This is a genomic window from Pseudomonas sp. LBUM920 (assembly GCF_003852315.1).
GTDB lineage: Bacteria > Pseudomonadota > Gammaproteobacteria > Pseudomonadales > Pseudomonadaceae > Aquipseudomonas.
On the sequence record NZ_CP027762.1, the window covers coordinates 5,018,758 to 5,045,242 of the forward strand.

Consider the following 26,485-nt stretch of genomic DNA (forward strand, 5'->3'; position numbering starts at 1 on the left):
CAAGGCAATTCAACTGTCCGACAGGGGGATATCATAGCGGCCCTGCAAGTCTTGCGGGCGCAGTTTAATGCCATTGTATTGGCCCGTCAGGTGTTCGTAACCGGTGCGGTAGGCAGGTTGCGCGGCGCTCAGGCCCAGGGACTGGCCCCACGGCGCGGCCTGGGTGCCCGCGTCTTCGAAGCTGACACGATGGATCAGGTTGCTGGACTTTTTGGTTTTCTCGCCACCAAATGCCGCAAATGCACCGTCCGACGCCTGGACGCCGGCAGTGGCACTGAGCATGGTTAACGCCAACATCAGCTTTTTGATCGCAGTCATGGTGCTTACCTCTACGCGTTTTGGCTGTTGAGCCCAGACTACGCAGGCGCCCCTGAACTCCCCCTGAACGGGCTCTGAACCGCGCCTGAACCGTGACGGGCTATCCACTGGCGCGCCAACTGACGCAAAATAGCGCGCATGACGCCTCTACCCGCTTGCTGCACCCCACTTGATGCCCATTGGCCGCTGCCCGCTCCGTTGCCGGGCACGGTGTTTCTGAGCACCCGTTTCGATCCGGCCTTATTAGCTGCCGGTGATTTCCAGCGTTGCGCGGTGCCGCCTCCGGCCAGCATCCAGCGCTCGGTGGCCAAGCGCCAGGCGGAGTTTCTCGCCGGCCGCCTGTGCGCCCGCGCGGCACTGCAACAACTCGATCACCTCGATTGCGTGCCGCCCATCGGCGAAGACCGTGCGCCGGTGTGGCCTGAACACATCAGCGGCTCAATCACCCACAGCACCGGGCACGCTGCGGCGATTGTCGGGCACAAGGCGCAATGGCGTGGGCTGGGGATGGATCTGGAGAATGTGCTGGCCCTGGACCGGGCCGAACGCCTGGCCGGGGAGATTCTGACGGCTGAAGAAATGCAGCGCATGGCAAGCGTGCCGCGCGAGCAGGTTGCCTTGTTGGTGACGCTGACGTTTTCGGCCAAGGAAAGCCTGTTCAAGGCGCTCTACCCGATCGTGCAGAAGCGCTTTTACTTCGAACATGCCGAGGTGGTGGAGTGGTCAGCAGCCGGGCATGTGCGGTTGCGGTTGCTAACCGACCTGTCGGCTGAGTGGTGCCACGGCACAGAGCTGGAGGGGCAGTTTGGGGTGGACGGGGAGCAGTTGTTGAGCCTGGTGGCCATCCGGGCCTGATCTACCGCCATCGCAGGCAAACCAGCTCCCACTTTTTTGCATGCATTCCCCCTGTGAGAGCTGGCTTGCCTGCGATAGCGATCTCAAGCCTTCTCCTGATCCCGTGGCCAGCTCAAACTGAAACACGCCCCGCCCAGGTTGTTGCTCTTGCTGATCAACGCCCGCCCGCCGTGCCAATAGATGATCCGCCGCACAATCGACAACCCCAGGCCGTGCCCGCCCGAGGCGCGGGTGCGGCTGTCGTCCAGGCGCAGAAACGGCGTGAAAATGCGCTCCCAGGCGCTTTCCGGCACACCGGGGCCGTCGTCTTCCACATCGATGCGGCACCGCACCTGGCCGACCTGGTAGCTGATCAACACCTCGCCCTGGGCGTGGCGCATCGCATTGCTCACCAGGTTTTGCACGGCGCGGTGCAGGTAGCGCGGTTCGGCATCGACCCAGGCATCGTCCCAATGCGCCGACGACAAGCAAATACCGCGGGCCACGTTAACCTGAGGGCGCAGTGGCGACAATTCGCCGATCACCTGATCGAGCAACGCACTGAGGTCGACGCGCTGGAAATTCAGCTCCGGCGCGCCCTGCTCCAGGCGCGCGTAGGTGAGCATTTCGTCAACCAGGCCATCCAGGTCTTGAATGTCGCTGTCCATGCCATCCATGTATTTGCGCCGCGCCTCGGGGCTGGCGGCGCCGCCGATCATCTCCAGGCCAAAGCGCAGGCGTGCCACCGGAGTGCGCAATTCGTGGGACACCGCCCGCACCAGCTCACGCTGAATCGCCAGTAACTGCTGCAAGTGCTCGGCCATGCCATTAAAGGCCGCCGCCAGCCGCCCCACCGAGTCCGCGCCGCGTGCCGGCACGCGGACCTCCAGATTGCCTTTAGCGATACGTGTAGCCGCCGCTTCCAGCCCCTTGAGCCGCCGCTCGAGCTGGCGCACCAATAAATACACGATCAAGCCGATCAGGGTCAGGCTGATCAAGGCGATCAGGATCAGCCACTGCGGCGGGTAAGGGTTCATTTGGTACAGCGGGCCGATTTCCAGTACCCATGGCGTCCCGACCATGCCGGCAAACACGCGGATCGAATCGCCGCCCTTGCCCAAGGCCATCACCGTATCGCCTTCCGACACCCGGCGACGCTGATCGTCGTCCATGTCCGCTTGATCCAGGGTCATCAGGTGCATGTCAAAACCAAAACCTTTGGCTTGCTTGATGTCGGCCAGCTTTTGCGGTTGCTCGGCGACCGGGAAGCGCACCAGTTCGTCCGCCAACAGGTAAATCGTCGCGCGGGCCAGTTGCTCGCTGATCTGTTGCACTTCGCCGGTGAGTACCAGCTGTTCCTGCTCGCTGACCAGGCGCAGCACCCGCGCGGCATGCGGCCCGGTCTGCTCGACCAGCACCTGGCCGCGTTGCAGGCGGTTGCGTTGGCTCAGGTCCAGTTGCGCGTCGGTGAGTGTGCGCAACTCCAGGGGAATGCCCAGCAAACGCTCCCACACCGCCAGGGCGCGCTGGCGTTCGATGGCGCTCATGGGCTGCAGGTTGTCGCCCATCAACGCGAAGGTGCCGTGGGCCAGGCGTTCACGGTATTGACCGCTGCGCACTTCATTGAGCAGGTGCAGGGCCAGCACGCCCAGCAGCGCGACCAGGATCAGCGCCGCGCACATGCCGCCATAGATGCGCAGGAAGATCGAGTTCACAGCGGCATATCGGCAGCGGCTTCGGGGACGAACAGGTAGCCTTTGCTGCGGATGGTCTTGATCAGGCGCGGGTGGATCGGGTCGTCGCCGATTTTGGGGCGAATGCGTGAGATGCGCACATCGATGGAGCGGTCCTGGCCGTCATAGCCGATGCCGCGCAAGGCGATGAAGATTTCTTCGCGCGACAGGATGCGCCCGGCATTCGCCACCAGTAGCCATAACAGGTCGAATTCGGCACTGGTCAATTCGATACCGCCTTCGTGCAGCCAGGCTTCGCGCAGGGCATTGTCCACCACCAAGGGGCCAAATTGCAGGCGACGCTGGTTTTCCACGGCAATCGGCAAGGCCGGCTCACTGCGCCGCAGCAGGGCCTGGATACGCGCCAGCAACAGTCGCGGGCGCACGGGTTTGCACACGTAATCATCGGCGCCCATGTCCAGGCCCTGCACCTGGTCCATGTCATCGGTGCGTGCAGTGAGCATCAGGATCACACCGTCATAGCGCTCGCGCACGCTGCGGCAGATGCTCAGGCCATCTTCGCCGGGCAGCATCAGGTCGAGGATCACCAGGTCGGGCTGTTCGGCAATGATGCGTGCCGCCGCCAGGGCGCCGTCGCTTTCCACCGCCACCCGCAGGCCGTTGCTCTCCAAATAATCACGGGTCAACTCGGCTAATCGCTCGTCGTCCTCGACGATCAATATCTGCCAGGCTTCTTGCTCCATGCGCTACCTCGGTTCTAATTATTGTCATCTACGGGGCACACACTACTGCCTCTATTGAAGGCCGATTGTAGCCATGCGCCAGCCCTCTGGCACAAGCCGGGAAATCCATTCGGTGATCACGTTTTTTTGTGGTAGGGTTCGCGCCCTCAAAATTCCAATCGGCTGTTTTTACCTTGGAATATTCGGTGACAAACGGCGCGATCCAGTAGTACTGCGGCCTACACGGGCGTTCTACGTTTCATACACATTTTACCCACAGCGTTATCCACAGGTAGTGCGTTGCTAAGCCCCCCAAAACGCATTATCTTGTACCTCGGCGCTAAAAAAACCCTACATGTAGGGTTTTAAGCGAAAAAACCAAACACAGATCAGACAAGAAACTCAAGCGCTTTCTTGCTCCCGTTTGGTTGGAACCAACGCATTTTTTAAAAGCCCAAACCGCGCACGCGGATGGCAGCCGTTTTCCAGCCTCCAGGGCAGAAAGCGGTACGGGTGTTGCAGTGCTTGAAGCGAGCAACTGTCACCCACCAGGAATACGGCGAAGGGCGCCTCAAGGCCCGAACCGAAGACTTCGGCATGGAAGCGGCGCGATGAGCTCCCTTCCTCCTGTCCCGAAGTTGTTATGCCAGGCCCAGGCCTGCTGTAAGTGCTTCAGGACGGAACGGTGGGCACCGTGATGGTGCCCAAATAAATATAGAATGTGGAGACAACCCCCCATGCAAACCGACACAACTCGCGAGAACCCGCAGGGCTCCGTGCCGCAGGCCGCTGATTCGAATATGGATCTGTCCGCCACTGCACCTGGCCAACTGCGAGTGATCAAGCGTAACGGCACTGTCGTTCCTTACACCGATGACAAAATCACCGTCGCCATCACCAAAGCGTTTCTTGCAGTTGAAGGCGGCACCGCTGCTGCCTCGTCGCGCATCCATGACACCGTTGCCCGCCTGACCGAACAAGTCACCGCAACCTTCAAGCGTCGCATGCCCTCGGGCGGCACCATCCACATCGAAGAAATCCAGGACCAGGTCGAACTGGCCCTGATGCGCGCCGGCGAGCAGAAAGTTGCCCGCGACTACGTGATCTACCGTGACTCGCGCGCCAAGGAACGCGCGGTACGCACCCCGGCTGAAGAAGCTGCCGTGCAAGCTCACCCCTCGATCCGCATCACCCTGGCTGACGGCACATTTGCACCGCTGGACCTGGGCCGCCTGAACACCATCATCACCGAGGCCTGCGAAGGCCTGGAAGAAGTCGACGGTGACCTGATCCAGCGCGAGACCCTGAAGAACCTGTACGACGGCGTGGCCCTGACCGACGTCAACACCGCCCTGGTGATGACCGCCCGTACCCTGGTTGAACGTGAGCCGAACTACTCGTTCGTGACCGCGCGCCTGCTGATGGACACCCTGCGTGCCGAAGGCCTGGGCTTCCTGAAAGTCGCCGACAGCGCCACCCACCACGAGATGGCTGACCTGTACGCCAAGGCCCTGCCTGCCTACATCGCCAAGGGTATCGAATTCGAATTGCTGAACCCGATCCTGGCCACCTTCGACCTGGAAAAACTCGGCAAGGCGATCAACCACGAGCGCGATCAGCAGTTCACCTACCTGGGCCTGCAGACCCTGTACGACCGTTACTTCATCCACAAGGACGGTATCCGTTTCGAACTGCCGCAAGTGTTCTTCATGCGCGTGGCCATGGGCCTGGCGATCGAAGAGAAGCACAAAGAAGACCGCGCCATCGAGTTCTACAACCTGTTGTCGTCCTTCGACTACATGTCGTCGACCCCAACCCTGTTCAACGCCGGCACCCTGCGTCCACAGCTGTCGAGCTGCTACCTGACCACCGTGCCGGATGACCTGTCGGGCATCTACCACGCGATCCACGACAACGCCATGTTGTCCAAATTCGCCGGCGGCCTGGGCAACGACTGGACCCCTGTGCGTGCACTGGGTTCGTACATCAAGGGCACCAACGGCAAGTCCCAGGGCGTTGTACCGTTCCTGAAAGTGGTGAACGACACCGCTGTAGCCGTGAACCAGGGTGGCAAGCGCAAAGGCGCTGTGTGTGCCTACCTGGAAACCTGGCACATGGACATTGAAGAGTTCATCGAGCTGCGCAAGAACACCGGTGATGACCGTCGTCGTACCCACGACATGAACACCGCCAACTGGATCCCTGACCTGTTCATGAAGCGTGTCTTCGATGACGGCCCGTGGACCCTGTTCTCGCCATCCGAAGTGCCAGACCTGCACGACCTGACCGGCAAGGCCTTCGAAGAGCGTTACGAGTACTACGAAGCCTTGTCCCAGTACCCAGGCAAGATCAAGCTGTTCAAGACCATCCAGGCCAAAGACCTGTGGCGCAAAATGCTGTCCATGCTGTTTGAAACCGGCCACCCATGGCTGACCTTCAAAGACCCGTGCAACCTGCGCAGCCCGCAGCAGCACGTGGGCGTGGTCCACAGCTCGAACCTGTGCACCGAGATCACCTTGAACACCAACAAGGATGAGATCGCCGTTTGCAACCTGGGCTCGATCAACCTGCCGAACCACATCGTCAACGGCAAGCTGGACACCGCCAAGCTGGAACGCACCGTGAACACCGCCGTTCGCATGCTCGATAACGTTATCGACATCAACTACTACTCGGTACCACAGGCTCAGAACTCCAACTTCAAGCACCGTCCGGTCGGCCTGGGCATCATGGGCTTCCAGGACGCGCTGTACCTGCAGCACATTCCTTACGGTTCGGACGCTGCGGTCGAGTTCGCCGACAAGTCGATGGAAGCGGTCAGCTACTACGCGATCCAGGCTTCCTGCGACCTGGCCGACGAGCGCGGTGCCTACGAGACGTTCCAGGGTTCGCTGTGGTCCAAAGGCATCCTGCCGCTGGATTCGCAACAGATCCTGATCGAGCAGCGTGGCCAGAAGTACATCGACGTTGACCTGAACGAATCCCTGGACTGGGCGCCGGTACGTGCCCGTGTGCAGAAAGGCATTCGTAACTCCAACATCATGGCCATCGCACCGACCGCCACCATCGCCAACATCACTGGCGTGTCGCAGTCGATCGAACCGACCTACCAGAACCTCTATGTGAAATCGAACCTGTCGGGCGAATTCACCGTGATCAACCCGTACCTGGTTCGCGACCTGAAAGCTCGCGGCCTGTGGGACTCGGTCATGATCAACGACCTGAAGTACTACGACGGTTCCGTGCAGCAGATCGAGCGCATCCCGCAAGAACTCAAAGAGCTCTACGCAACTGCGTTCGAAGTGGACACCAAGTGGATCGTTGACGCGGCCAGCCGTCGTCAGAAGTGGATCGACCAGGCGCAGTCGCTGAACCTGTACATCGCCGGCGCTTCGGGCAAGAAGCTGGACGTGACCTACCGCATGGCCTGGTACCGTGGTCTGAAAACCACTTACTACCTCCGTGCCCTGGCCGCGACCAGCACCGAGAAGTCGACCATCAACACCGGTAAGCTGAACGCTGTTTCCAGCGGCGGCAACCACGGTGATGATTCGGTTCTTGCGGCACCAGCCGGTCCAGCGCCAGTGCCTAAGGCCTGCGCGATTGATGAGCCGGATTGCGAAGCTTGCCAATAAGCTGAGCTGATCCCGGGCTTGATTGCCCGGGATTGAAAAAAACCGATAGACCCTGCTGCAATGGGTTTATCGGTTTTTTTGTTTTTACGCTAAACGAATTCGTAGGCGTTGCCTTCCTGGGGAGCGCCGCCTCGCCCTCCCCACAACTCTACGCGACCGCCAATCACCGCCATTGAATGGCCGCCGTAATCCACCACGCCCAGTGCGCCGCTTGCCAGCGCTGAACTCGAAGAGTCTTTATAGAGACCATTCAATCCAAGCCGGTCCAGCGCCTCTCGCCCCATCTCGCCATTGTTCAAGCTTTGCATCGCATGCGCGAAACTCTGCCTGGCGACCTCGGGATTGTCATCAAAACCATTCCCTTCCATCTGTGCACGCTTGGCACTTACGGCGTACATGAAGTTGGCGTCGGTCATCATCGAGGGGTTATCCCCCTTGAACTGTGCGTAACTGGCGGCGTGCCTCAGTTCAGCTTTGGATAAATCCAGTTCGAAGCCATCGCGCATCTTGACGTGATAGCCACCAGCGGTCTCATGCACCTCAGCGAAAACATCAGTGGGCTTCTGCCCAAACTTCATCATCGCCCCCTTTATCGCGGCAACCGTGACGCAATTACCATCGGGCCCCTGGCTGAATCCACTCCAGATATTGTCCGGTTTCTTGCCCGGGTTACTTGCGTCCGGCTTGTAGTTGAAATGCTTGGAGCCTTCGGTAATCGGCAGATTACTCATGGGCTCACTGCCGCCAAAATCGCTTGGACTAACCCGACCGCCATCACCGCCACCGCCGCCACCACCGCGGTCTGGCGAGGGTGTTGGTGAAGGTGCTGGAGACGGAGTTGGCTCATCTGCAAACAGCTCTGGAAACAGCCTCTTCAACAGCGCAAGAAAATCTGTAACCGCCTCCCGCTTCAACTGCTCAAGGATCGCTTTGAATTTTTCCTCTCCCAGCGCGTTTCGCTTTTCATTGAGCTTGTCGCGCAGGTCCTGGACAGTCTGGTTTTTGGCGGTTTTTTCGGCGTCATCCAACTGCCTGAGAAGCTGCGTGACCGCGTCTTTATCGGCATCGACCGCATCCCGGCTGCCCTCTGACCGGCTGACTCCACTCAGGTACTGCCCCGCCCACCCCACGCCATAACGCACACCTCCAGCCCCTTGGCCGGACATCGACGAACTTCCCATACCGAGCCACCTTGTGATCGAACACGTTGAGGCTTGATGAGTGGGAAGAACCGTGTGGCCGGTTCCAACATGGGCCTGTCGGCTGTGATCAGGCCAGAGGTGGGAATATTCCCCGATGCCAAATGGCAGGCAAAAAAAAGCCCCTCGATCGAGGGGCTTTCGTTGCGCGTGCGCGTCAGGCCAACAGCATCAGGTCATCTGAATGATGGTCTGCATGATGGTGCTCTGAGTGGAGATGGTCTTGGCGTTCGCCTGATAGTTGCTCTGGGCCTTGATCAGGTCCACCAGCTCGTTGGTCAGGTTGACGTTGGAGTTCTCCAGGGATTTGGACACGATCGAACCCAGGGTGCCGGCTTGCGGGGTGTCGTAACCCGGCTGACCCGACGCATAGGTTTCTTTCCAAGTGGTGCCGCCCGCCGGCTGCAGGCCTTGTTCGTTGTTGAAGCTGGCCAGGGAAAGCTGGCCGATGGCCTTGCTCTGCTGGTTGCTGAAGGTCGCGAACAACACGCCGTTACCGTCAATGTTCAGACCGGTGATCTGGCCGGTAGCGTAGCCATCGGTGACCGGTGGGTTACGGTAGGTGGCCGAGTTGTACTGGGTGATGTTGCTCATGTTGATGGCAATCCCGCCAGGGTTGGCGTTCGCACCGTTTTTGGTCCACACGCCGTTGGTCACTGTGCCCGGCACCCAGCCGGTCAGCTGCAAGGTGGTGCTGGAAGTGGTGCCCGTAACAATCCCGGTGAGCTTGCCGGAACCGTCGAAGCTCAACGTCGAGGCGACCGGCGGCGTCGAGCCTGTGCCGGTAGGCGCCGAACCGTCAGGGTTACGGCCATCGATCAGGGTGTAGGATTTCCAGGTGTTGGAATCCGTTTTCACCAGGTATTGCACCATTGGGTGGGCGTTGCCCTGGGTGTCATACAAGGTGGTGTTGTATTGAGTGCTGAACGTGGTGGAGTCAGTTGGATCAAACGGCTTGGTCGTCTGATCAATCACCGGCGACGAGGAGTTCAGGTTGCTGGTGGAGTCGACTTTGGTGGAAGCCTTGGGCGGCAGGTTCGACAGGTTCAATTGCAGGTCGGTCAGCGCACCCTTGATGATATTGCCGTCGGCGTCCGCCGCGTAGCCTTGCAGGCGCGAGGTGCCGGTGTTGTTGGTGACGTAGCCGTCTTTATCCGAACGGAAGGCACCGCTGCGGGTGTATTCCAGCGAGCCGTCACTGCCCTTCTGAACGAAGAAGCCGCCGCCCTGGATCGCCATGTCCAGCAGACCGCCGGTATTGTTGACGTCGCCCTGGGTGAACTGCTGGGAAACGGCCGCCAGGTTCACACCACTGCCGACACTGTTCTGGCCGGTGCCCAGCTTGGACGCGGCGTAGATGTCCGAGAACTCGGCACGGGACGATTTGAAGCCCGTGGTCGCGACGTTGGCGATGTTGTTGCCGGTCACGTCCAGCTGTTTGTTGGCCGCATAGAGGCCGCTAAGGCCGATGTTAAAAGACATGTTTCTCTCCTTCTGCCGTATTTAGCCGGCTCTATGTACCGATAGTCTGAATTTGCGACAGCTTGACGCTGCCCATGCCGCCGGCAAGGTTGAGCAGCATTTCGCCGCCGGTCTTGCTCAACGTCACGCTGGTCACTGTTGCCGGCAGCGAGGTCAACAAGGCAACCGAGTCGCCCGTATCATTTTTGGTGCTGGCCGCGAAGGTATAAGTCCCGGCGGGGGCGACCTCGCCTTTGTCGTCCTTGCCATCCCAGATAAAGCTGGAATCACCGGCGCTTTGGGCGCCCATGTCGAGGGTGCGGACCACATTGCCGTCTTTGTCGGTGATCTTCACGGAGACGTTGCCCGTCGCCGCGGTCACCGCCACCGAGCCGGTCATGCTCTTGCTGGTATCAACCATGGCCTTGTCGGTCTGGGTGATGATCGAACGCCCGACCAGCGACGATGCCTGCAGCGCTTGCGAGGAACTGAAGTTGCTGGAAATCGCATTTACCGAGTCGTTCAGGGTATTGATGCCTTCCAGGCTGCTGAACTGAGCCAGCTGGGCCACAAACGCGCCGTTGTCCTGTGGCGACAGCGGGTTCTGGTTTTTCAGCTGGGTGACCAGCAGCTGCAGGAATGCATCTTTACCCAGCGCCTGGTTACCGGTGGCCGCGCTGGCCGCCGAAGCGAGGCCGCTGTTGTCTGTCGCGGTCTTGACCTTGGAGTTGAAAAGGTCCTGAACCGGCGTGTTGGGTGTCGTAGAAGTGGTATCAACAATGGCCATTATTTGGCGCCCCTTATCACTGACCCAGGGTCAGGACCTTCTGCATCATGGTTTTGGCGGTGTTCATCATTTCCGCGTTGGTTTGGAACGAGCGGCTGGCGGAAATCATGTCGGCCATTTCCTCGACCACGTTGACGTTGGGGTAGTACACGTAACCCTTTTCGTTCGCGGCGGGATGGTTGGGTTCGTAGCGGGCTTCCAGATTGCTTTGGTCTTCGACCACGCCAAGCACCTGCACGCCCTGGCCTGCGGCATCCTGGTTCTGGAACAGCGAGTCGCCACTACCGCTCTGGCCACTCTGGCCGTCCTGAAACATGGTGGCGAACACCGGGTGACGGGCACGGTAGGTCTGGTCAATGCTCGAAGACACGGTCTCGGCGTTGGCGATGTTACTGGCGACGGTGTTCAGGCGCGTGGTCTGCGCGCTCATGCCACTGCCGGCAATATTGAAAACACTGGCTAAGGACATGGCTTACTCTCCACGCAGGGCTGACATCAGCCCTTTGAATTTGCTGTTGAGCAGGGTGAAGCTGGCCTGGAAGTTCACCGAGTTTTCGGCGTAGGCCGATTGCTCCAGCTGGGCGTCGACGGTGTTCTGGTCGATCGATGGCTGCATCGGCGTGCGATACAGCAACGACTCGTCACCATTGCTCAAGCCTTGCGCTTCGATATGACGGCTGTTGGTCATGTTCAAGGCGAAGGTGCCGTTCTTGGTCTTGTCCTGCTGTGCGGCGAGCACGGCAGAGAAGTCCAGGTCCCGAGCCTTGTAGTTCGGGGTGTCGGCGTTGGCAATGTTGTTGGCCAGGACTTCGGCACGCTGGGCGCGGAAGCCCAGGGCTTGTTCGTGGATACCGAGCGCTTTATCGAAGCTGATGCTCATGGCGGAAACCTTTAGGCTGACCTGCTTTTCGTAACAGGGTTATAGCAAGGTGCATGCCAATTCCTTCGGGGCCCGTAATTCAAGGGTTTGCGGGGAGTTTGCCGGTGGCAATGCCAGAAAAGCGGCAACGGCCTTCCGCGTGGCGCCAGTAAAGCGGCAATACCAGTTGCCGCTTTTATGCAGACTGCCGGTAGTGACACGGCTGCTTGAACGCCAGGCTCAGCAGGCAGCCCTTCAATACAGCGGCCTGAACACTGATCATTGCGTCACCTGGGTTCGAACAGGATTCGGCGAAGCGCTTTGCGGCTGAACACCTGTTTAGGGCCGGCGACGCCAGCGCTCAGGCAGTCATCGACATGAACCCTGCCGAATCGCGCACATAAAAAACGGGAGGCCTTTGGGGGCCTCCCGTTTTTTAATGCTCATGGGCCGATCACTTGGCCTGGTAAATGATACCGGGACTGCACTGCACCATCTGGTAATGGTCCGGCAACCCGTTCAGCGCCTCGGACGCACCGAGGAACAGGTACCCACCACGCTTGAGCGTGCCGTGGATGCGCAACAGGATGTCTTTCTTCACTTCGGCCGAGAAATAGATCAGCACGTTGCGGCAGAACACCATGTCGAACTTGCCCAGGCTGGCGTAGCTGTCGAGCAGGTTGAACGAACGAAACTCTACCCGGCTCTTGATCGGTGCCTTGACCGCCCAGCGTCCCGCCCCTTTGGGGTCGAAGTAACGTTGCAGGCGCTCCTGAGACAAACCGCGGCCCAAGGCCAGGCTGTCGTACTCACCGGTCTTGCAATTGGTGAGCATGGTGCCGGACAAGTCAGTGGCGACAATCTGCGCCCCGGCCTTCAACTGGCCCATGTTAGTGCGCTCGAACTCGTCGATGGACATCGAGATCGAGTACGGTTCCTGCCCCGAGGAGCAAGCGGCCGACCAGATACGCAAGCGCTGGCCCGGACTGGCCTTGATGGCCTCCGGCAGCACTTTGTTCTTGAGCACTTCGAAGGGGTAGGTATCCCGAAACCACAGGGTTTCGTTGGTGGTCATGGCATCCACCACCATTTCCTTGAGCCCACTGCGCGGCTGGCCCTGAATGCGCTGGACCAACTCGCCCAGGGACTTGATGCCCTGCTGCTCCATCAGTTTGTTGAGACGGCTGGATACCAGGTACTGCTTGTTTTCACCGAGCAATATGCCACAGGCTTTTTCCAGGAAGACCCGGAACTGTTCGAAATCCAAATTACCCGTAGACAATGATACCGCCTCTTAAATCGTGTGACCGCCAGGGGAACTCCCCTTAGCCGTGATCTGCTGCCTTGATCCGGTCGACTACCCGGGATGCCAGGTCATCAGGGCGGAATTTGGCCAGAAAGTCATCGGCACCGACCTTCTTGACCATCGCCTGATTGAATACGCCCGACAACGAAGTATGCAGGATGATATGCAGTTTTTGCATGCGTGGATCGTTGCGTATCTCGGCCGTGAGCGTGTAGCCATCCATTTCCGGCATCTCGATGTCGGAGATCATCATCAAAAATTCTTCTTCCGGCTTCTTGCCTTCGTCCACCAGCTTGCGCAGGTAATCCAGGGCCTGGCGACCATCGTTGAGGGCCACCACTTCCACGCCGACGGTTTGCAGGCAACGGCTCACCTGTTTGCGCGCAACCGAGGAATCGTCCACGGTCAGCACGCGCAGCGAGATTGCCTTGTGCGCCGTTTCGGCGTCGACGACGCCCACCGAAATCGATTCGGAGGTCGGTGCCACTTCCGCGAGGATCTTCTCCACGTCGATGATTTCCACCAACTGGTTATCGACCCGAGTCACCGCCGTCAGGTAGTGATCGCGCCCCGTGCCCTTGGGCGGCGGGTGGATTTCTTCCCAGTTCATGTTGACGATGCGTTCCACCGAGCGCACCAGGAAACCCTGGGTCTTGGTGTTGTATTCGGTAATGATCACGAACGGGTTCTGGCGGTCCTGCAGCCCCGCAGAGCCGGTGGCCAAGGCCAGGTCAAGAATGGGGATGGTCGCACCACGGATGTTGGCCACGCCACACACCACCGGACTGGACTTGGGCATGATCGTCAGCTTGGGACACTGCAACACTTCCCGCACTTTAAACACGTTGATGCCATACAGCTGCTTGCCGTCCAGGCGAAAAAGCAACAACTCCAGGCGATTCTGCCCTACCAGCTGTGTGCGCTGGTTTACTGAATCCATTACTCCTGCCATGCCCAGACTCCTACGCAAAAACCTTAGGGGTACGACGCGTACCCAACACTAAACGGCACGAGCTTTGCTATTTATTGATTTATGAACCTTAAAACGACAGTTTCCCGACGCATCCCACGCTACCGCAGAGTTGTCTGCGTCTGGCTGGCATTGCTTGCCTTGGGCGCAGGCACCACGGCCCGTGCAGATAATGTCACCTTGCCTGATCTCCTTATCGGCGTCACTCAAGGCTTTCTTGAATTCACTGTAGAAGATTATCTGGCGACCACGCAGGCGCCGGGGCGTTATGAAATTCAGGTGAACCCGCTGGACCCGCGCCTGCGCATGCCCATGTGCGACAAGGAATTGACAGCCACGCTGGAAAGCCCCGCCCAGCCCATCGGCCGCGTGACGGTCAAAGTGCGCTGCGACGGCGCCTCGCCCTGGACCGTGTTCGTCCCGGCGCAGGTCAAACTGTTTCGTGATGTAGTGGTTGTCACACGCCCGCTCAAACGGACGGGCATCATCGGGTTTGAAGACGTTGCGCTGCGTGAACGGGATATCAGCTCGATCAATCAGGGTTATCTCACCTCGGTGGACCAGGCCGTCGGGCAAAAACTTACCCGACCAATGGTCACCGACCAAGTGATTACGCTGGTGCATCTGGAACAGGCCGAGGTGATTCGCAAGGGCGACCAGGTGGTGATTTCCGCCAGCAGTGGCGGGCTGACGGTAAAGATGCCGGGCGAGGCGCTGTCCAATGGCGGCATGAGCGAACAGATTCGGGTCAAAAACCTCAATTCCAATCGCGTGATCAAGGCACAGGTGATGGCGCCAGGCCAAGTCGAGGTCGCTTTATAGATCACTGGTATCAAGCGCCAGCTTTTCCTACACTGTGCGTTGGATGTCGACCTGTACAGGTTTATTGTCAATCGAGCCTAAAGTTTGTCCGGGTATGGCCGAAAACATGGCAAGCGTCCAAATACCCAGAGGTTTTTTTATCATGGTCATCGATTTCAGTCGTTTGAATAACACCCCGGCATTGCCCGGCAATACGCGCACCAGCGGTGCCAAGGACAGCGTAGAAGCCAAGGCCCAGCCAGCGCCCGCCAAGACCGAACAGGCCGGCGCCAGCCAGAGCGGGGAATCGGTTCACCTGAGCAATGAGGCTCAACAGTTGCAAAAGGTCACTGACTCGCTGCGCGACCAGCCGGTTGTCAATAAAGCCCGTGTGGCCGAGTTGAAACAGGCCATCGCCGATGGCAGCTATAAAGTCGACAGCAACCGTGTAGCCAGCAAGCTGCTCAACTTCGAAGCCGAGCGCTAGGCAAAGGCCTGCGCAGGGCTTTTGGACGCTTAAAACCCAAGGCCAGCCATGCACCACGACGAACATTTGCTTCAACTGATCATTGATGATCTGGCGCCGACGCAACATCTGCTCGAGCTGCTAAAGGAAGAATCCCTGGCCCTGTATGGCCGGGACATGCGCTTGCTGGAAGAAATCCTGGCGCGCAAGCAGTCGCTGATTGTGCTGCTTGAACAGCATGGCAAAAAGCGTAGCGAAATTCTTGTCAGCCTGGGCCTCCCGGCTGATCACGACGGCCTCGCACAACTGGCCAGCCACTCTTCGGTGGGCGATCAGTTGCTGGCGCAGAGCACCGCACTTAATCAATTGCTTGCCCAGTGCCAGGAAGCCAACCTGCTCAACGGTCAGTCGATCCAGCTGCAGCAAGCGACGACTGCCAACCAGTTGCGCATACTTCACGGCGGAGAACCCCCGGCGCTGTACAACGCCCAGGGTTCCACCTCGCGCCTGGTCAAGCCAAGCACCCGCAGCCAAGCCTGACAGTGGTTTACAGCGCGCCCTATCCAAGGCGCGCTACATGCTGGCAAAATGCCGGTTCTTGCGTGTAGTCGTATTTTGTCTGGAGATGGAAGAACCGTGTTCAACGCCCTTAATGCGGAAGATGCTCCGCAGCCACCCAAGGTGCTCACCACGCCTCTGGAAATCGCCAGCACATTGCGGATGCTGCAAGAAAGCCATGATCCACTGATCATTACATTCCATGAACGCAGCCAGCGCTTTCAGAGCTACCTGGTGGACGTTGACCGGGACAGCAAGACGCTGATCCTGGACGAAATGATTCCGCGTGACGGTGAACGCTACCTCGAGAATGGCGAACCTTTCCGCATCGAAGGCTTCCACGATGGCGTACGCGTCGCCTGGGAAAGCAACGGCACACTGACCATCAGTGAAAAAGACGGCCACCGCATCTACACCGGCAGCATGCCCGACGAGGTGGTCTACCACCAACGCCGCAATGCCTTTCGCGCGGCGTTGAAGCTGGCACAACTGGTCAGCATCGAATTGGGCGGCGAGAAGCTCAAGGCGCCGATCAGCGGCAAGCTCCTGGACATTTCCGCCACCGGCTGCAAATTGCGCTTTGAAGGCGACATTTCCGAGCGCCTGCAACTGGGCCAGGTCTATGACCGTTTTATTGCCGCCCTGCCCTTTGGCAGCATGACCACCTCTGTCGAGCTGCGTTACCTGCACTTCGAAGACAAGATCAACACCACCTTCGCCGGTGTGCGCTTTCACAACATGAGCGGACTGGTGCAGCGCCAGGTGGAGCGGTTTGTGTACCAACTGCAGCGCGAAGCGCGACGCTTTGACAAGGACGACGATCTTTAAGCGTTAATGATTACGGCAAAAAAAACGGGCAGATCCTGATGGGATCTGCCCGTTTTTGCATTCAGGGGCGCGCCCTGCTCAAATCGTGAGGATGCTCCTCCGGCCCCAGAGGTTCCGGCGGGCCTTCGAAGGCTGGCTCGTCTGCGGGCGGCTGTGGATCAGCGTCAGGCTCAGGATCGGGCACGGTAGTCTGCATTTGCTCCTGCACCACCGCCTCATCTACCCGGGGATCCAGGCATGCCACCAGCGGCGAGCTGGACATGCTGTCAGGCATCGCCACGTGGTGCAGCGGCGCATCGTCCACTTGGTGCAGGTTGGTCACCGCCTTCGGCCGGATACGCCACACCAGAATCAACGCACACAGGCTGAAAAACGCATACAACATATGGCTGCCGAAGAGCTTCATGACCACGCCCGCCAGCAACGGTCCGACACTGGCGCCGATGCCGTAGGTGACCAGCAACATCGCGGTCAACGACACCCGCCGATCGCCCTCGACGTGGTCATTGGAAAACGCCACCGCCAACGGATAAAGGCAGAACTGCACCAGGGAACACAAGAACCCGGCCACGAACAGCACTTCCAAAGGCACCTTGGTCAGCAGCGCCAGCGGCAACGCTGCCACTGCCAGGCACAAGGCAAAACACCGAATCAGCAAGGCGCGGTCATAACGGTCCGACAGCCAGCCCAAAGGCCACTGCACCACCAGCCCGGCGAAAATGCAGCTACCCATGAACAGACCCACTTGCTCGGTAGTCAGGCCTTGCTGCGAAGCATAGAGCGGCGCCAGACCATAGAACGAACCGACGATCAGCCCCGCGCCCAATACGGTACTAAGTGACTGAGGCACGCGCTTTATAAAGAAGCGCGGCTCCATTGGCGCAGGATGCAAAGGCGCCGGGTGAATGCGCCGGGTCATGGCGACAGGCACCAGGCACAGGGCGAAGCACAGCGCGACCAACATCAGCAGCTCGAGGCCGAGCTCCGGGTGCATCACCAGGATCAGTTGACCCAGCACCAGCCCGAGGTAGGAGGCAATCATATAGCCGCTGAACACCACGCCACGCTGCTTGGCGTCCGCCTGCTCGTTGAGCCAGCTCTCGATGACCATGTACTGGCACATCATCCCCAGGCCCACGATCATCCGCAGTACGATCCAGGCGGGCAGCCAGTTGATCAGGCCATGGCCCAAAACGGCCGCCCCGACAATCCCGGCGCAGGTGGCATAGGCGCGAATGTGCCCGACGCGAGCGATCAGGCGGTGCCCGATCTTGCCGCCCAGCACCAGGCCAAAGTAGTTAGCCGCCATCAGCGCACCCACCCACAGGCTGTCGACGTGGTCGGCTGCCAGGCGCAAGGCAAGGTAGGTGCTGAGCAGGCCGGACCCGATCAACATCATCAAGGAGGCGAAATAAAGGGCTCGAAAAGATTTCCAGATCTGGCGCATCGGCGTTCCGAGCGGCTCCTTGCAGTGAGAGTCAGGGCTATCGGCATGATAGTCCGGGGTTGCCGGGTCCGGACAGGCGATATCGGCTGTATCCGGGGAATATTTTGCATATGGCTCAGACGCTGCCTGGCCGTGTGCAAGGTACACAGTTTGCGATAAATACACCGCGCACCTGCTGTGAACCCTCAACGGCGGCAAGGTTCGACCGGTGTTCACCAAGCGCGCACAAAAAAGCCCCGCCAGAGCGCTCTGGGCGGGGCTTTTTCACAGGTGCTGAATCTGGTGTCCCAGGGCCGGTTCGAACGGCCAACCTTCCCCTTAGGAGGGGGATGCTCTATCCAATTGAGCTACTGGGACAAATGACAGCCACCGGACCAGGGGCGCGGCGACGGACGGCGTGCATGTTAACGGCCGAGGTAGGTTTTGTCATGTCGTCCGTTGGCTTTTTGCGCGTAGGCCTGTCCTTGTTCTGCAGAGCGCCGTCTGAGTCCGTAAAACCGGGGGATTCGTCTCCGTCGTGCAAAATGCACTCCCCCAAAATGCCAGCATTGCAAATTGCAACCTTACGGGCCATTAAAGTAGACTTAAGGCACTGATTTTATTGAAATAATAGTTTGGCACGAGACCTGCAATACTTCTCCTACAAAACCTAATCGGCCACGGCGTTAAGCGGAGAACATGACCATGAACAGTGCCCTTCTGTTAGCCCTCAACACCGTAGCCCTCGCTGCACTGGTGACCTTCCATTTTCAATCGACTGGCAGCAATGATCCTGCACAGATCAGCCAGGCGGTGCCGCACCACTTGCAACAACGCCCACAATTGGCGGTGATGACGCCCAACGCACAATCGCCGGTACACCTGACCCAGGGCAGTCAGGCCGCGCCAGCATCTGAACACTGGGTTTTCTGAGGGATCGTGAATGACTAAATCTGCCTGGCTGTTTTTATGCCTGACCGTTGCAACCGGCATCGCAGGCCTTGGCGCCGACGCCCAAGATGCGCAAACCACTGCTTTTGTTGCTGCCGGTGTATGTGCAAGCCTCCTGCTGCTGACGCTCATCGTGGGCCGCAGAATCAAATTCGACCCCGTCTTGCGCTGATCCTTCCCTCCTGCTTATCCCCCTACCTTATGTCGCCTCGTGCTAGAAAATCGGCAAATTGCCACTAGTCTTAAACACGAGGGCAAAAGGCCATATTGCTATAGGATGTGCGGCCTCAAACCCCGTCGCGGCCTGGACTTGCGAGAAGTTCCTTTGCGGAATTACTCATTGAAAAGTTTTCAAACCAGTCCGCAAAAATGCAAATGAGTGCTGGCATAAAGCCTTTAGGCAGTTCAATATTTGTCACAGAATTGACGCCAAGGAAATGTCAAATCTGAGGCATGATGCGGCCTCTTTGCAATTCGGGTTGAACTTTGGTCGTGAGCCTTGTCTTAACACTCATCTTGCGGCCAATTCCAAAAACCGCTCCCCTGAACTAACCGGTTAAATATATGCGCCCATTGAAACAGGCAATTTATTCCAGCCGTACGGCTGACAAGTTCGTCGTACGTCTGCCAGACGGAATGCGGGAACGCATTGCCGAGGTGGCTCGCAATCATCACCGCAGTATGAACTCCGAAATCATCGCGCGCCTGGAACAGAGCCTTATTCAGGAAGGTGCGCTGGGCGAAGAGTTGAGCATGCGCCTGGACAGCCCCGAGCTGTCACTGCACGAACGCGAACTGCTGCAGCGTTTTCGTCAGCTCTCCCACCGCCAGCAAAATGCTCTCGTCTCGCTTATTGCGCACGACGTCGAGGCGGCCGCAGAAGCCAATTGATCTGCAGTTGAAAGCCGAAGCCAGCCATGTGCTGGCTTTTTTTTGCCTGCGATTTGATAAAAGGAATGCCGAGAACAGACGGTAAAGCGGGAGCAGAGGTGCTCCCGCCGAGGGGGATCAGAGCAGAAAGATCGTCGCCAGGCCCAGGAAGATGAAGAAGCCGCCGCTGTCGGTCATGGCAGTGATCATCACACTGGCACCCATCGCCGGATCACGCCCAAGGCGCGCCAGGGTCATGGGGATCAACACCCCCATCAACGCCGCCAGTAGCAGGTTGAGGGTCATCGCGGCGGTCATCACAACGCCAAGCGACCAACTGCCATACAGCAAGTAAGCCACCACGCCGATCACGCCACCCCACACCAGGCCATTAATCAGGCCCACGGCCAACTCTTTGCGCAACAGTCGCGAGGAATTGGCCGTACTCACTTGGTCCAATGCCATCGCACGCACAATCATCGTGATCGTCTGGTTACCGGAGTTGCCGCCGATACCCGCCACAATCGGCATCAGCGCCGCCAAGGCCACCAGCTTCTCGATCGAACCTTCGAACAGCCCGATCACGCGCGAGGCGATGAAGGCTGTGATCAGGTTGATCGCCAGCCAGGCCCAACGGTTGTGCAGAGAGCGCCAGACCGACGCAAAAATGTCTTCCTCTTCGCGCAAACCGGCCATGTTGAGGACTTCGGTTTCACTCTCTTCACGAATCAGGTCGACCATTTCGTCGATGGTCAAACGGCCAATCAGCTTGCCGTTCTTGTCGACCACCGGCGCCGAGATCAAGTCGTAACGCTCAAACGCCTGCGCCGCCTCGTAGGCATCCTCATCCGGGTGAAAGCTCACGGTGTCGCTGGCCATCAAATCCGCAACTTTCTTGTCCGGATCATTTACCAGCAGACGCTTGATTGGCAGCACGCCCTTGAGAATGCCTTCGTAGTCGACCACAAACAATTTGTCGGTGTGACCGGGCAACTCTTTCAGGCGACGCAGATAACGCAGCACTACTTCCAGGCTGACGTCTTCGCGGATGGTGACCATCTCGAAGTCCATCAACGCGCCGACCTGGTCCTCGTCGTAGGACAGCGCGGAGCGCACACGCTCACGCTGCTGGCTGTCGAGCGCTTCCATCAGCTCATGGACAACATCACGGGGCAGCTCAGGAGCCAGGTCGGCCAGTTCGTCGGCGTCCATCTCCTTGGCTGCAGCCAGGAGCTCATGATCGTCCATGTCGGCGATCAGGGTTTCACGAACCGAGTCGGATACCTCGAGGAGAATATCGCCGTCGCGGTCGGCCTTGACCAACTGCCAGAGGGTCAGTCGATCATCCAGCGGCAAGGCTTCGAGGATATAAGCAACGTCGGCGGAGTGCAGGTCATCGAGCTTGCGTTGCAGCTCGACGAGGTTCTGCCGGTGCACCAGGTTTTCGACGCGGTCGTGATGCGGACCTTCCTGGCGGTGCGTGAGGTCTTCGACCACGCGCTGGCGCTGCAGCAGCTCAATAACTTGAGCCAGGCGATCCTGCAGGCTGTCTTGTGTTTTCTTTACTTCTACTTCGGTCATAGGCGAACTCCACTCCCAGCAGCGGGGCACGCCGGAAGGATCAATCAGTCAATTCATGATTGGTAAAACGGGGTACTAAGTAACTACTGGGTAAGTCCATGGAGGTATTCCACAAGCCCCGGCGGGGCTGACGGGCGCAATGATACACCGTGCGTCCGGTTTAAACGTTAAAAAACTGGAAAGAACAAGCGCTTGCGAGCCAAAGCTGAGCATTGGCTGCATCTATGAACTGCGACGACACGGCGGATAAGGAAAACACATGGCGCAGGAGAAAAAGATAAAATCCCACACAAACCCCAGACGGCAAAAAGCCCGCACTAGGCGGGCTTTTTGTTTGTATGGTGCACTCGACAGGATTCGAACCTGTGACCGCTCGGTTCGTAGCCGAGTACTCTATCCAGCTGAGCTACGAGTGCAGATTGTGTTTTTAGACCAGATCACAACTGGTTGAAGCCGAGTCACCTGCATTGCTGCAACTGACTCTTAAATGGTGCACTCGACAGGATTCGAACCTGTGACCGCTCGGTTCGTAGCCGAGTACTCTATCCAGCTGAGCTACGAGTGCATTTGTTGCCGCGCATTATAGGCCGTTCAATCTCTATGTAAAGCTATTTTTTCGAGTAATTTCAACAACTTACCGAAAAAACCAGATCGCAACGTACTAAGCAAATAATGGCGGAGAACGGGGGATTCGAACCCCCGACACCCTTTTGAGGTGTACTCCCTTAGCAGGGGAGCGCCTTCGGCCACTCGGCCAGCTCTCCGCAACACGGGGCGTATATTAACCACGTTCATCCCCGTTTGCAAACATAAAAAACGATAAAAATTAAAGGCTTGGTTCTTCGTCCTTCTCTTTCTTGATCCGCAGGTAAATTTCCTCGCGGTGGACCGCTACCTCTTTCGGAGCGTTAACCCCGATACGTACTTGATTGCCTTTGACGCCGAGCACGGTCACGGTGATTTCGCCATCACCGATAATCAGGCTTTCTGCGCACCGACGAGTCAGAATCAGCATACCTTTCTCCTCACGCATTTCAGTTCAGGAACAACAGTCTGCAAAAAAAAGGCGTTCGACCTACGACGTGAAAGCCGTAGCCCTAACGGCCTAAGTATTGTCGAGCACACGCAAAAGACCATGCGCCCCACAAAAAAATGAAAGGCGCGGTAAACCGCGCCTTCCTGGCATCGCATCACTCGCCCTGTCGGGCCGGAGCGTCCAGCTCAAAAGCGGTATGCAGCGCGCGTACAGCCAGTTCCAGGTACTTCTCTTCGATCACCACCGAGACTTTGATTTCCGAGGTGGAGATCATCTGGATATTGATGCTTTCCTTGGCCAGCGCCTCAAACATGCGGCTGGCAACGCCGGCATGAGAACGCATGCCCACGCCCACGATCGACACTTTGGCAATCTTGGTATCGCCGACTACTTCACGGGCGCCAATCTCGCTCGCCGTGTTCTGCAGGATCCGCTCCGCCGCATCGTACTCGTTACGGTGCACGGTGAAGGTGAAATCGGTGGTGTTATCGTGCGAAACGTTTTGCACGATCATGTCGACTTCAATGTTCGCGCCACTGATAGGACCGAGGATCTTGAAGGCCACGCCCGGAGTATCCGGCACGCCACGGATCGTCAGCTTGGCTTCATCGCGGTTGAAAGCGATGCCGGAAATGATCGGCTGTTCCATGGATTCCTCTTCATCAATAGTAATGAGGGTGCCCGGACCCTCTTTGAAGCTGTGCAATACGCGCAGCGGAACGTTGTACTTGCCGGCGAACTCCACCGCGCGGATCTGCAGCACCTTGGAACCGAGACTGGCCATTTCCAGCATCTCTTCAAAGGTGATCTTGTCCAGACGCTGGGCCACGGACACCACACGTGGGTCGGTGGTGTAGACGCCGTCCACATCGGTATAGATCTGGCATTCGTCAGCCTTGAGGGCCGCTGCCAGCGCCACGCCAGTGGTGTCTGAACCGCCACGCCCCAGGGTCGTGATATTGCCCTGCTCGTCCACACCCTGGAAACCGGCTACAACTACTACGCGCCCGGCTTTCAGATCTGTGCGGATTTTCTGATCATCAATCTGCAGGATGCGCGCCTTGGTATGTGCACTGTCGGTCAGGATGCGCACCTGGCTGCCAGTGTAGGACACCGCCGGTACACCACGCTTGTTCAGCGCCATGGCCAACAGGGCAATAGTGACCTGTTCACCGGTGGACACGATCACATCCAGCTCACGCGGCAGCGGCTGTTGATCACCGCTGATCGCCTTGGCCAGATCGATCAGGCGATTGGTCTCGCCGCTCATGGCCGACAGCACCACCACCAGGTCGTCGCCGGCGTCGCGGAATTTCTTAACCTTGTCGGCGACCTGCTCGATTCTTTCGACAGAACCGACCGAGGTGCCTCCGAATTTCTGTACGATCAAAGCCATTTCTAAGCCGCCTCAGCCCGTAAAGGGGCGCCCAATAAACAAATCTTCCAGCAACTGAACAAGCCCATGACTAGACCATGGGCTCATTAACAGCGCCTTAAATACCGGCCTCGACAAACGGCACAGTCAGGGCCAGGGCCGCGTCCAGGGCACCGGCGTCTACACCACCGCCTTGCGCCATGTCCGGACGACCGCCGCCCTTCCCGCCCACTGCCGCAGCGGCTTGCTTCATCAAATCACCAGCCTTGAGTTGGCCAGTCAGGTCTTTGGTTACACCGGCAACCAGAACGACCTTATCCTCATGGACACTGCCGAGCAGGATCACTGCGCGGCCGAGCTTGTTCTTCAACTGATCGACCAAGGCCAACAGCGCCTTGCCGTCCTGACCATCCAGGCGCACGGCCAGGACCTTCACGCCCTTGACGTCCAGGGCAGAGGCCGACAGATCATCGCCCGCTGCACTGGCAGCCTTGGCCTGCAACTGCTCCAGCTGTTTTTCCAGCTGGCGGTTGCGCTCCAGTACCCCAGAGAGCTTGTCGATCAGGTTGTCGCGGCTGCCCTTGACCAGGCTGGCCGCTTCCTTGAGTTGTTCTTCGGCCGCATTGAGGTAGGCCAGTGCCGCAGCACCGGTGACCGCTTCAATACGCCGTACACCCGAGGCCACACCGCCCTCGCTGATGATTTTCAGCAGACCGATGTCGCCGGTACGGTTGGCGTGGATACCGCCACACAGCTCCACCGAGAAGCTGCCGCCCATGCTCAGTACGCGTACTTCGTCGCCGTACTTCTCGCCAAACAGCGCCATGGCGCCTTTGTTTTTGGCGGTTTCGATGTCGGTTTCTTCGGTTTCCACCGGGGTATTCTTGCGAATTTCGGCGTTGACGATGTCTTCCAGCGCCTTGATCTGCTCAGGCTTGATCGCTTCAAAGTGGCTGAAGTCGAAACGCAGGCGCTGGCTATCAACCAACGAACCCTTCTGCTGCACGTGCTCACCCAGCACCTGACGCAAGGCGGCGTGCAGCAAGTGAGTGGCGGAGTGGTTCAAAGCAGTTGCATGCCGCACGTCGGCATCCACTTGAGTGTCTACCGGCGCGCCGACGGTCAAGTTGCCCAACACCAACACGCCGTGGTGCAGGAATGCGCCGCCGGTCTTGGTAGTGTCGCGCACCTCAAAACGACCGGACGTCGAGCTCAGGTAGCCGCAATCGCCCACCTGACCACCGGATTCGGCGTAGAACGGCGTCTGGTCCAGGACCACAACAGCCTCTTCACCTTCATTGAGCACGTCGACCGATTTGCCGTCTTTATAGATGGCCACGATCTTCGCCGCGCCAACGGTTGCCTTGTAGCCGATGAACTCGGTAGGCACATCAACCTTGACCAGCGTGTTGTAGTCCAGACCAAAGGAGCTGGCAGAGCGAGCGCGCACGCGCTGGGCTTCCATCTCACGCTCAAAACCCGCTTCATCGACGGTCAGCTCGCGCTCGCGGGCGATGTCGGCAGTCAGGTCCATAGGGAAACCGTAGGTGTCGTACAACTTGAACACCACGTCGCCCGGCACCACGGTGCCTTTGAGCTCGGCCAGGTCCTGCTCCAGAATCTTCAAGCCGTGTTCCAGGGTCTTGGAGAACTGCTCTTCTTCAGCCTTGAGCACGCGCTCGATGTTGGACTGCTGCTGCTTGAGTTCCGGGAAGGCATCGCCCATCTCGGCCACCAGCGCGGCAACGATCTTGTAGAAGAAGCTGCCGCTGGCACCCAACTTGTTACCGTGACGGCAGGCGCGACGGATGATCCGGCGCAGCACGTAGCCGCGGCCTTCGTTCGATGGCAGTACGCCGTCGGCGATCAGGAAGCTGCAGGAGCGGATGTGGTCAGACACCACCTTGAGCGAAGACTGACCTTCGTTGGCGCAGCCGATGGCGGCGGCCGAAGCGCTCAGCAGGTTGGTGAACAGGTCGATTTCATAGTTGGAGTGAACGTGCTGCATCACCGCACTGATCCGCTCCAGGCCCATGCCGGTGTCGACCGACGGGGCTGGCAGCGGATGCAACACGCCATCGGCGGTGCGGTTGAACTGCATGAACACGTTGTTCCAGATCTCGATGTAACGGTCACCGTCTTCTTCCGGCGAGCCCGGTGGGCCGCCCCAGATGTCGGCGCCGTGATCGTAGAAAATCTCGGTGCACGGGCCGCATGGACCGGTATCGCCCATGGTCCAGAAGTTATCGGAGGCGTAAGGCGCGCCCTTGTTGTCGCCGATGCGAATCATGCGCTCGACCGGCACGCCGACTTCTTTGGTCCAGATGTCATACGCTTCGTCGTCCGTGGCGTAGACGGTGACCCAGAGTTTTTCCTTTGGCAGCTTCAACACGCCGGTCAGGAAGGTCCAGGCGAAAGTAATCGCATCTTTCTTGAAATAGTCGCCGAAGCTGAAGTTACCCAGCATCTCGAAAAAAGTGTGGTGACGGGCGGTGTAACCGACGTTTTCCAGGTCGCTGTTCTTGCCGCCGGCGCGCACGCACTTCTGGCTGCTGGTCGCGCGGGTGTAGGCGCGCTTTTCCTGGCCCAGGAAGCAGTCCTTGAACTGGTTCATCCCCGCGTTAGTGAACAGCAGGGTGGGGTCATTGCCTGGGATCAAGGAGCTGGAGGCTACACGGGTGTGGCCTTGCTCTTCGAAGAAGCGAAGGAAGGCTTCACGGATTTCTGCGCTTTTCATTAGGTTCTTCCACGGAGTCTGCGGCCAAAGGCCAGTGCGCAACATCATCAGACGGAGCGACGGCAAAGGGC

24 protein-coding genes and 4 tRNA genes are annotated in these 26,485 nt (G+C 58.8%); 9 read left to right on the plus strand and 19 right to left on the minus strand.

The annotated features are described in order from the left end of the window. Positions 1 to 9: 9 nt before the first annotated feature. A complete protein-coding gene (locus C4J83_RS23170; RefSeq protein ID WP_119741979.1) occupies positions 10 to 318 on the minus strand; it encodes a hypothetical protein in 309 nt (102 codons plus the stop codon). Between the two features lie 138 nt (positions 319 to 456). Here C4J83_RS23170 and C4J83_RS23175 point away from each other — a divergent pair, with 138 nt between their 5' ends. Continuing rightward, entirely contained in the window at positions 457 to 1,173 is a 717-nt protein-coding gene (locus tag C4J83_RS23175) for a 4'-phosphopantetheinyl transferase family protein (RefSeq protein WP_119741977.1), read from the plus strand. Between the two features lie 83 nt (positions 1,174 to 1,256). Here C4J83_RS23175 and C4J83_RS23180 read toward each other — a convergent pair whose 3' ends face one another. After that, positions 1,257 to 2,867, minus strand: coding sequence for an ATP-binding protein (locus C4J83_RS23180; RefSeq protein WP_124418291.1), 1,611 nt, complete (start codon positions 2,865 to 2,867; stop codon positions 1,257 to 1,259). Next, the gene (locus tag C4J83_RS23185) at positions 2,864 to 3,589 is read right to left on the minus strand and encodes a response regulator (RefSeq protein WP_106576138.1); all 726 of its coding nucleotides are present in this window, start codon (positions 3,587 to 3,589) and stop codon (positions 2,864 to 2,866) included. The genes C4J83_RS23180 and C4J83_RS23185 overlap by 4 nt, the downstream gene beginning before the upstream one ends. A 716-nt stretch (positions 3,590 to 4,305) precedes the next feature. On the opposite strand from C4J83_RS23185, the gene C4J83_RS23190 reads away from it, so the two are divergent. Continuing rightward, the gene (locus tag C4J83_RS23190) at positions 4,306 to 7,203 is read left to right on the plus strand and encodes a ribonucleoside-diphosphate reductase subunit alpha (protein ID WP_106576137.1); all 2,898 of its coding nucleotides are present in this window, start codon (positions 4,306 to 4,308) and stop codon (positions 7,201 to 7,203) included. Positions 7,204 to 7,292: 89 nt separating this feature from the next. On the opposite strand, the gene C4J83_RS23195 is transcribed toward C4J83_RS23190, so the two are convergent. The 7 genes from C4J83_RS23195 to C4J83_RS23225 all read right to left on the minus strand — a co-directional run bounded on the left by C4J83_RS23195 (position 7,293) and on the right by C4J83_RS23225 (position 13,767). Further along, positions 7,293 to 8,384 carry a hypothetical protein gene (locus tag C4J83_RS23195; protein WP_177416159.1) on the minus strand — a complete coding sequence of 364 codons (1,092 nt, stop codon included), beginning with the start codon at positions 8,382 to 8,384 and terminating at the stop codon, positions 7,293 to 7,295. 189 nt (positions 8,385 to 8,573) lie between these two features. Continuing rightward, on the minus strand, positions 8,574 to 9,884 hold the full coding sequence (flgE, locus tag C4J83_RS23200) for a flagellar hook protein FlgE (RefSeq protein WP_106576136.1): 1,311 nt from the start codon (positions 9,882 to 9,884) through the stop codon (positions 8,574 to 8,576). A gap of 31 nt (positions 9,885 to 9,915) precedes the next feature. Next, positions 9,916 to 10,650 carry a flagellar hook assembly protein FlgD gene (gene flgD, locus C4J83_RS23205; RefSeq protein WP_106576135.1) on the minus strand — a complete coding sequence of 245 codons (735 nt, stop codon included), beginning with the start codon at positions 10,648 to 10,650 and terminating at the stop codon, positions 9,916 to 9,918. Positions 10,651 to 10,666: 16 nt separating this feature from the next. Next, positions 10,667 to 11,119 carry a flagellar basal body rod protein FlgC gene (gene flgC / locus C4J83_RS23210; protein ID WP_106576134.1) on the minus strand — a complete coding sequence of 151 codons (453 nt, stop codon included), beginning with the start codon at positions 11,117 to 11,119 and terminating at the stop codon, positions 10,667 to 10,669. A 3-nt stretch (positions 11,120 to 11,122) separates the two neighbouring features. Beyond that, entirely contained in the window at positions 11,123 to 11,530 is a 408-nt protein-coding gene (gene flgB / locus C4J83_RS23215; RefSeq protein WP_010208346.1) for a flagellar basal body rod protein FlgB, read from the minus strand. A gap of 433 nt (positions 11,531 to 11,963) precedes the next feature. Beyond that, positions 11,964 to 12,791, minus strand: a complete 828-nt coding sequence (cheR, locus tag C4J83_RS23220; RefSeq protein WP_119741973.1) for a protein-glutamate O-methyltransferase CheR — start codon at positions 12,789 to 12,791, stop codon at positions 11,964 to 11,966. Positions 12,792 to 12,834: 43 nt separating this feature from the next. Beyond that, complete coding sequence (locus tag C4J83_RS23225; protein WP_106576132.1) at positions 12,835 to 13,767, minus strand: chemotaxis protein CheV; 933 nt, start codon at positions 13,765 to 13,767, stop codon at positions 12,835 to 12,837. Between the two features lie 81 nt (positions 13,768 to 13,848). Here C4J83_RS23225 and flgA point away from each other — a divergent pair, with 81 nt between their 5' ends. The 4 genes from flgA (at position 13,849) to C4J83_RS23245 (ending at position 16,438) form a co-directional block, all read left to right on the plus strand. Next, a complete protein-coding gene (flgA, locus tag C4J83_RS23230) occupies positions 13,849 to 14,607 on the plus strand; it encodes a flagellar basal body P-ring formation chaperone FlgA (RefSeq protein ID WP_106576131.1) in 759 nt (252 codons plus the stop codon). Between the two features lie 142 nt (positions 14,608 to 14,749). Then, entirely contained in the window at positions 14,750 to 15,073 is a 324-nt protein-coding gene (gene flgM, locus C4J83_RS23235; protein ID WP_106576130.1) for a flagellar biosynthesis anti-sigma factor FlgM, read from the plus strand. A 48-nt stretch (positions 15,074 to 15,121) separates the two neighbouring features. Next, positions 15,122 to 15,592, plus strand: a complete 471-nt coding sequence (locus C4J83_RS23240) for a flagella synthesis protein FlgN (RefSeq protein ID WP_106576129.1) — start codon at positions 15,122 to 15,124, stop codon at positions 15,590 to 15,592. Between the two features lie 96 nt (positions 15,593 to 15,688). Then, entirely contained in the window at positions 15,689 to 16,438 is a 750-nt protein-coding gene (locus tag C4J83_RS23245; protein ID WP_119741971.1) for a flagellar brake protein, read from the plus strand. A gap of 61 nt (positions 16,439 to 16,499) precedes the next feature. Here the strand turns inward: C4J83_RS23245 and C4J83_RS23250 are convergent, their stop codons facing one another. Both C4J83_RS23250 and C4J83_RS23255 read right to left on the minus strand, forming a co-directional pair. Next, the gene (locus C4J83_RS23250; protein WP_106576127.1) at positions 16,500 to 17,885 is read right to left on the minus strand and encodes an MFS transporter; all 1,386 of its coding nucleotides are present in this window, start codon (positions 17,883 to 17,885) and stop codon (positions 16,500 to 16,502) included. 280 nt (positions 17,886 to 18,165) lie between these two features. Continuing rightward, positions 18,166 to 18,242, minus strand: a tRNA-Arg gene (locus tag C4J83_RS23255). Positions 18,243 to 18,569: 327 nt separating this feature from the next. Between C4J83_RS23255 and C4J83_RS23265 the strand changes: the two genes are divergently transcribed. From C4J83_RS23265 to C4J83_RS23275, 3 genes are all read left to right on the plus strand, one after another. Beyond that, positions 18,570 to 18,797 (plus strand): hypothetical protein, encoded by a 228-nt coding sequence (locus C4J83_RS23265; protein WP_106576126.1) that lies wholly within the window; start codon positions 18,570 to 18,572, stop codon positions 18,795 to 18,797. A gap of 10 nt (positions 18,798 to 18,807) precedes the next feature. Further along, positions 18,808 to 18,987 carry a PA3371 family protein gene (locus C4J83_RS23270; protein ID WP_106576125.1) on the plus strand — a complete coding sequence of 60 codons (180 nt, stop codon included), beginning with the start codon at positions 18,808 to 18,810 and terminating at the stop codon, positions 18,985 to 18,987. Positions 18,988 to 19,379: 392 nt separating this feature from the next. Next, positions 19,380 to 19,706, plus strand: coding sequence for an Arc family DNA-binding protein (locus tag C4J83_RS23275; RefSeq protein ID WP_003193592.1), 327 nt, complete (start codon positions 19,380 to 19,382; stop codon positions 19,704 to 19,706). Positions 19,707 to 19,823: 117 nt separating this feature from the next. On the opposite strand, the gene mgtE is transcribed toward C4J83_RS23275, so the two are convergent. The 7 genes from mgtE to alaS all read right to left on the minus strand — a co-directional run bounded on the left by mgtE (position 19,824) and on the right by alaS (position 26,414). Continuing rightward, positions 19,824 to 21,266, minus strand: coding sequence for a magnesium transporter (gene mgtE / locus C4J83_RS23280; RefSeq protein WP_053257609.1), 1,443 nt, complete (start codon positions 21,264 to 21,266; stop codon positions 19,824 to 19,826). Positions 21,267 to 21,605: 339 nt separating this feature from the next. Next, positions 21,606 to 21,682: transfer RNA gene (locus C4J83_RS23285), tRNA-Arg, on the minus strand. Between the two features lie 72 nt (positions 21,683 to 21,754). Further along, a tRNA-Arg gene (locus C4J83_RS23290) sits at positions 21,755 to 21,831 on the minus strand. Between the two features lie 108 nt (positions 21,832 to 21,939). Continuing rightward, positions 21,940 to 22,030, minus strand: a tRNA-Ser gene (locus tag C4J83_RS23295). Positions 22,031 to 22,092: 62 nt separating this feature from the next. Next, positions 22,093 to 22,281, minus strand: a complete 189-nt coding sequence (gene csrA / locus C4J83_RS23300; protein WP_003175645.1) for a carbon storage regulator CsrA — start codon at positions 22,279 to 22,281, stop codon at positions 22,093 to 22,095. 175 nt (positions 22,282 to 22,456) lie between these two features. Next, positions 22,457 to 23,698: an aspartate kinase gene (locus C4J83_RS23305; RefSeq protein ID WP_056861669.1), complete on the minus strand. Its 1,242-nt coding sequence runs from the start codon at positions 23,696 to 23,698 to the stop codon at positions 22,457 to 22,459. A 97-nt stretch (positions 23,699 to 23,795) separates the two neighbouring features. Beyond that, positions 23,796 to 26,414, minus strand: coding sequence for an alanine--tRNA ligase (gene alaS / locus C4J83_RS23310; RefSeq protein WP_106576124.1), 2,619 nt, complete (start codon positions 26,412 to 26,414; stop codon positions 23,796 to 23,798). Between the last annotated feature and the right edge of the window lie 71 nt (positions 26,415 to 26,485).

What these genes read in the sequence shown, in the direction of transcription:
- C4J83_RS23170 (WP_119741979.1), bottom strand. Translation starts at nt 318, where the DNA reads ATGACTGCGATCAAAAAGCTGATGTTGGCGTTAACCATGCTCAGTGCC.
- C4J83_RS23175 (WP_119741977.1), top strand. Translation starts at nt 457, where the DNA reads ATGACGCCTCTACCCGCTTGCTGCACCCCACTTGATGCCCATTGGCCG.
- C4J83_RS23185 (WP_106576138.1), bottom strand. Translation starts at nt 3,589, where the DNA reads ATGGAGCAAGAAGCCTGGCAGATATTGATCGTCGAGGACGACGAGCGA.
- C4J83_RS23190 (WP_106576137.1), top strand. Translation starts at nt 4,306, where the DNA reads ATGCAAACCGACACAACTCGCGAGAACCCGCAGGGCTCCGTGCCGCAG.
- C4J83_RS23195 (WP_177416159.1), bottom strand. Translation starts at nt 8,384, where the DNA reads ATGGGAAGTTCGTCGATGTCCGGCCAAGGGGCTGGAGGTGTGCGTTAT.
- flgE (WP_106576136.1), bottom strand. Translation starts at nt 9,884, where the DNA reads ATGTCTTTTAACATCGGCCTTAGCGGCCTCTATGCGGCCAACAAACAG.
- flgD (WP_106576135.1), bottom strand. Translation starts at nt 10,650, where the DNA reads ATGGCCATTGTTGATACCACTTCTACGACACCCAACACGCCGGTTCAG.
- flgC (WP_106576134.1), bottom strand. Translation starts at nt 11,119, where the DNA reads ATGTCCTTAGCCAGTGTTTTCAATATTGCCGGCAGTGGCATGAGCGCG.
- flgB (WP_010208346.1), bottom strand. Translation starts at nt 11,530, where the DNA reads ATGAGCATCAGCTTCGATAAAGCGCTCGGTATCCACGAACAAGCCCTG.
- C4J83_RS23225 (WP_106576132.1), bottom strand. Translation starts at nt 13,767, where the DNA reads ATGGCAGGAGTAATGGATTCAGTAAACCAGCGCACACAGCTGGTAGGG.
- flgA (WP_106576131.1), top strand. Translation starts at nt 13,849, where the DNA reads ATGAACCTTAAAACGACAGTTTCCCGACGCATCCCACGCTACCGCAGA.
- flgM (WP_106576130.1), top strand. Translation starts at nt 14,750, where the DNA reads ATGGTCATCGATTTCAGTCGTTTGAATAACACCCCGGCATTGCCCGGC.
- C4J83_RS23240 (WP_106576129.1), top strand. Translation starts at nt 15,122, where the DNA reads ATGCACCACGACGAACATTTGCTTCAACTGATCATTGATGATCTGGCG.
- C4J83_RS23250 (WP_106576127.1), bottom strand. Translation starts at nt 17,885, where the DNA reads ATGCGCCAGATCTGGAAATCTTTTCGAGCCCTTTATTTCGCCTCCTTG.
- C4J83_RS23265 (WP_106576126.1), top strand. Translation starts at nt 18,570, where the DNA reads ATGAACAGTGCCCTTCTGTTAGCCCTCAACACCGTAGCCCTCGCTGCA.
- C4J83_RS23270 (WP_106576125.1), top strand. Translation starts at nt 18,808, where the DNA reads ATGACTAAATCTGCCTGGCTGTTTTTATGCCTGACCGTTGCAACCGGC.
- C4J83_RS23275 (WP_003193592.1), top strand. Translation starts at nt 19,380, where the DNA reads ATGCGCCCATTGAAACAGGCAATTTATTCCAGCCGTACGGCTGACAAG.
- mgtE (WP_053257609.1), bottom strand. Translation starts at nt 21,266, where the DNA reads ATGACCGAAGTAGAAGTAAAGAAAACACAAGACAGCCTGCAGGATCGC.
- csrA (WP_003175645.1), bottom strand. Translation starts at nt 22,281, where the DNA reads ATGCTGATTCTGACTCGTCGGTGCGCAGAAAGCCTGATTATCGGTGAT.
- C4J83_RS23305 (WP_056861669.1), bottom strand. Translation starts at nt 23,698, where the DNA reads ATGGCTTTGATCGTACAGAAATTCGGAGGCACCTCGGTCGGTTCTGTC.
- alaS (WP_106576124.1), bottom strand. Translation starts at nt 26,414, where the DNA reads ATGAAAAGCGCAGAAATCCGTGAAGCCTTCCTTCGCTTCTTCGAAGAG.